This is a genomic window from Microcystis sp. M083S1 (assembly GCF_020246405.1).
Taxonomy (GTDB): domain Bacteria; phylum Cyanobacteriota; class Cyanobacteriia; order Cyanobacteriales; family Microcystaceae; genus Microcystis; species Microcystis aeruginosa_C.
Genome location: NZ_JADBTB010000045.1, coordinates 1 through 3,882, shown reverse-complemented (window position 1 = coordinate 3,882; position 3,882 = coordinate 1). Strand labels below are relative to the sequence as shown.

General features: G+C 41.8%; 2 protein-coding genes and 2 pseudogenes. 3 read left to right on the top strand and 1 reads right to left on the bottom strand.

What is annotated here, in order from left to right:
- Positions 1-154: 154 nt before the first annotated feature.
- Positions 155-277: pseudogene (locus IM450_RS04050) on the bottom strand (type II toxin-antitoxin system HicB family antitoxin); the annotation flags it as partial.
- Positions 278-279: 2 nt separating this feature from the next.
- On the opposite strand from IM450_RS04050, the pseudogene IM450_RS04045 reads away from it, so the two are divergent.
- From IM450_RS04045 to recQ, 3 genes and pseudogenes are all read left to right on the top strand, one after another.
- Positions 280-486: pseudogene (locus IM450_RS04045) on the top strand (zinc ribbon domain-containing protein); the annotation flags it as partial.
- Between the two features lie 405 nt (positions 487-891).
- On the top strand, positions 892-1,503 hold the full coding sequence (locus tag IM450_RS04040) for a DUF3318 domain-containing protein (protein ID WP_287671440.1): 612 nt from the start codon (positions 892-894) through the stop codon (positions 1,501-1,503).
- A 108-nt stretch (positions 1,504-1,611) separates the two neighbouring features.
- Positions 1,612-3,717: a DNA helicase RecQ gene (gene recQ / locus IM450_RS04035; protein WP_287671438.1), complete on the top strand. Its 2,106-nt coding sequence runs from the start codon at positions 1,612-1,614 to the stop codon at positions 3,715-3,717.
- The last annotated feature ends 165 nt before the right edge of the window (positions 3,718-3,882 follow it).

The following is a 3,882-nucleotide window of genomic DNA, read 5'->3' as shown; positions in this document are numbered from 1 at the left end:
TGTTGGATAGGGTTTTTAGACTTGTTTTCCCTCAAAAAGTGCCGACCTTTGGAGTGATTGGGGGGAAAATTCAGGTACTTTTTCCCTGAAAATTAGGTAATTGACCCCCTGAAAATGGGTAAAACCCCACACCCCACACCCTGCCCCCAGGAAAAGCTTTTTCAGCAAACCCTAACCAGCCTTGCATGGCCTCTTGAAGGCTATTGATGAGTTCATCAATACTATCCCCTTCTGTTATGCAGCCAGGGAGTGCAGGAACTTCCGCCCAGTAACCTCCTTATCGGCGGGAAAAAGGCGTTAAATATCCGTGAGTGGGAATGTCTTTTCTGTGGGACTTTTCATGATCGAGACATCAATGCTGCGGTAAATATCAAGGTCGCCGGTGGGCAATCGGAGACCCTAAATGGACGGGTCGGAAAGCGTAAGACTACCGCTAAGGTAGCAGCATCCTGTGAAGCGTCAACCCCATTGACGCGACTATCCTAAAAAGGTGGCGTGGTGAGGAATCACCGTCCGTTTACGGCGGTGAGGATGTCAAGGTTTCCCCAACTTCAGGATTTACCCCCAAGAAATTGCTTAATCTGGCTGCATAATCAACATAGTCTACCCCCAGAAGTACAGGGCAAATGGTGCTTCCCCACCATTGCCTTGCTGAGGGCTTCGACGGTGAGTTCAGCCGAACCGCCGAACGGTGGGGACTGACGCGGATTCGTTCAACTTTGAGAAAATTGTCGGAAAAGAGATATAGTCATTTCAATTAAGATTGAGAATATCAATGCTAGAGTTAATAAAGGTTTAACTGGTCTAGAGTGTATCAGACTTATCTGAAATGACTATATTAACTCGGAAAGCCATTATACTCAATGATCGAAGACTATTGGCTGGTGATCGATGAACCAAGACAACGAGATTAGTCATTTACTAGACCTCATGCCCGCTTCGGGACGGATGATGACGCGCATTGTCAGCAAACCCGAAAGCCCCAAGGTAATCGAAACTAATTTTCCCCTGCCCTGGCAAAGAGGGGTCAGACCAATTCAAATTAATTTTGACCTCTGGCGGCAATTATCAAGACCCCAACGGGATTTAGTCTTGTTAAGGGCCGTCTGTGTTTTAACGGCAGTAAAATGGTTTAAACCCGATCTCGATCGAGTAATTGCTCTGGCTGGTATCATCGGTTTAAGCGTGGAAACCCTACAAACCGATGCCGTCGGTATGGCAGTGGCGGGGGGTTTAACTGCCTTGGCAATTAACCGGATTTGGCAGGAAAAACGCAGCCCCCAACGGGAATTAGACGCGGATGAAGCCGCCCTAAAAGTGGCCGTTAGACGCGGTTACACGGAAACCGAGGCCGCTAAGGGTTTATTATCGGCTATTGAGACTATAGCTGAAATTGAGAGGCGATCGAGTCTCAATTTTAACGAGTTATTGCGCTGTCAAAATCTGAAAAAATTAGCTAATCTCTCCTTTGTTGGTGTTCCCGATCAGGTGAGACAATCTTAAAGTCAGTTGTTTTGGCTATCAGCTTTCTTTTTACTGATTACTGATCACTGATCACTTAAATCCCTAACCTTAAAATAACTACTATAAAAATATTTTTCCCCTTGCCCAATGGCTGCAATTGACTCTCTAGAAAAAGCCTTAAAATATCACTTTGGCTACGATCAATTTCGACCGAATCAACGCCAAATAATTGAGGCTGCTTTAAACAATCAGGATTTATTAGTAATTATGCCCACTGGAGGCGGTAAATCTCTCTGTTTTCAGCTACCCGCTTTAATCAAAAAAGGGGTGACGGTGGTGGTTTCTCCCCTAATTGCTTTAATGCAGGATCAAGTAACTGCTTTAGCTGATAATGGTATCGGGGCAACATTTCTCAATAGCACTTTAAACGCTAAACAAGTCAGAGAAAGAGAATCTTTAATCCTGCAAGGGAAAATTAAACTGTTATATGTTGCCCCAGAAAGATTATTATCGCCTAGTTTTTTAGACTTTTTAGCTGTTATTGATAATTACCTCGGTTTAGCCTGTTTAGCAGTGGATGAGGCACACTGTGTCTCCGATTGGGGTCATGATTTTCGCCCTGAATATCGACAAATTAAACAAGTTCGTCAACGCTTTCCCTCCGCACCAATTCTCGCTTTAACTGCCACCGCCACCCAACAGGTAAGGGAAGATATTATCCAACAATTGGGATTGCGAGATACTTCCATTCATATTGCTAGTTTTAATCGTCCTAATCTTTATTATGAAGTTCAACCTAAAACCAGTAAATCTTATCAGCAATTGTATCAATATATTAAAGGACAAAAAGGGTCTGGTATTGTTTATTGTATCAGCCGCAAAACCGTCGATCAAGTTGCCGAACAGTTACAAAAAGATGGTATTAATGCCCTACCCTATCATGCGGGTATGGAGGATCGGGAAAGAAGCCAAAATCAAACCCGTTTTATTCGGGATGATGTGCAGATTATGGTGGCGACAATTGCCTTCGGTATGGGGATTAATAAACCGGATGTGCGCTTTGTCGTTCATTACGATTTACCCCGCAATTTAGAGGGATATTATCAAGAATCAGGCCGCGCTGGTAGGGACGGAGAACCGGCTAAATGTACGCTGTTTTTTAGCTTTGCAGATGCCAGAAAAATTGAGTATTTTATTAACCAAAAAACCGAGCAAAATGAACAACAGAAAGCCCGCCAACAATTGCGACAGGTGTTAGATTATGCTGAAGGGACTGAATGTAGAAGATCGAGCGTCCTAGGTTACTTTGGAGAAAGTTTTGCGGGTAACTGTGGTAACTGTGATAACTGTCGGAATGGGAACAATTCTGAGGATTGGACAATCGAGGCACAAAAATTTTTATCCTGTGTGGCGCGGACGGGACAAAAATTCGGTATGATGCACATAATCAACGTACTCAGGGGAGGAAAAGGTGAAAGAATCACCCAATATCAACATCATTTATTATCCACTTATGGCATCGGTAAGGATAAAACTCTCGGGGAGTGGAAACGTTTAAGTCGTTCCCTTGTCCAGCAAAATCTACTGGTAGAAACTGAAGACAATTTTAGAATCTTGAAACTTAATCAACACAGTTGGGAAGTGATGCGGAAACAACGTTCCGTGTTTATTGCCGTCCCCCAAAAAGCTAACGGTCCAATCTTGGGAGACGACAATCCCAATATGGTGGAAAGTGATTTATTATTCGAGCGCTTGCGGCAACTGCGGAAAAAAATTGCCGATAGTCAAGGAGTTCCTCCCTACGTTATTTTCCATGATTCTAGTCTGCGTTTGATGGCCCAATCAAAACCCCGGAGTTTAGGGCAGTTTCGTCAAATTTCTGGAGTAGTACACAGCAAAGTCCAACAGTATGGGGATATATTTATAGCGGCAATTAATGATTTTTGTCAGGATAGTCTTCCCTCTACTCAATTCCTCACTCTCCAATACTATCAAGATGGTTTGAATGCGGAAGAAATCGCTCGCAAAAGAAGCTTAAAAGTCTCAACCATCTATGAACATTTAGCTAAATTGCTAGAAGCGGGTTACGAAATTGATATTAATCAGTTAGTCTCTAAAAATAAACAGGAATATATTCGTTTAGCGATTAAAAAAGTTGGCGATCAATCCCTGAAAACTCTCAAAGAAAATCTGGGAGATAATTATAGTTATGAGGAAATTAAATTAGTTGTTGCTTGGCAAAGACGACTTTAAAAACTATAGGAGAGGGGGAATTATAAATTATGAATTATGAATTATGAATTATGAATTATGAATTATGAATTATGAATTATGAATTATGAATTATGAATTATGAATTATGAATTATGAATTATGAATTATGAATTATGAATTATGAATTATGAATTATGAATTATG

Coding starts and splice junctions, on each gene's coding strand:
- recQ (WP_287671438.1), top strand. CDS start 1,612: ATGGCTGCAATTGACTCTCTAGAAAAAGCCTTAAAATATCACTTTGGC.
- IM450_RS04040 (WP_287671440.1), top strand. CDS start 892: ATGAACCAAGACAACGAGATTAGTCATTTACTAGACCTCATGCCCGCT.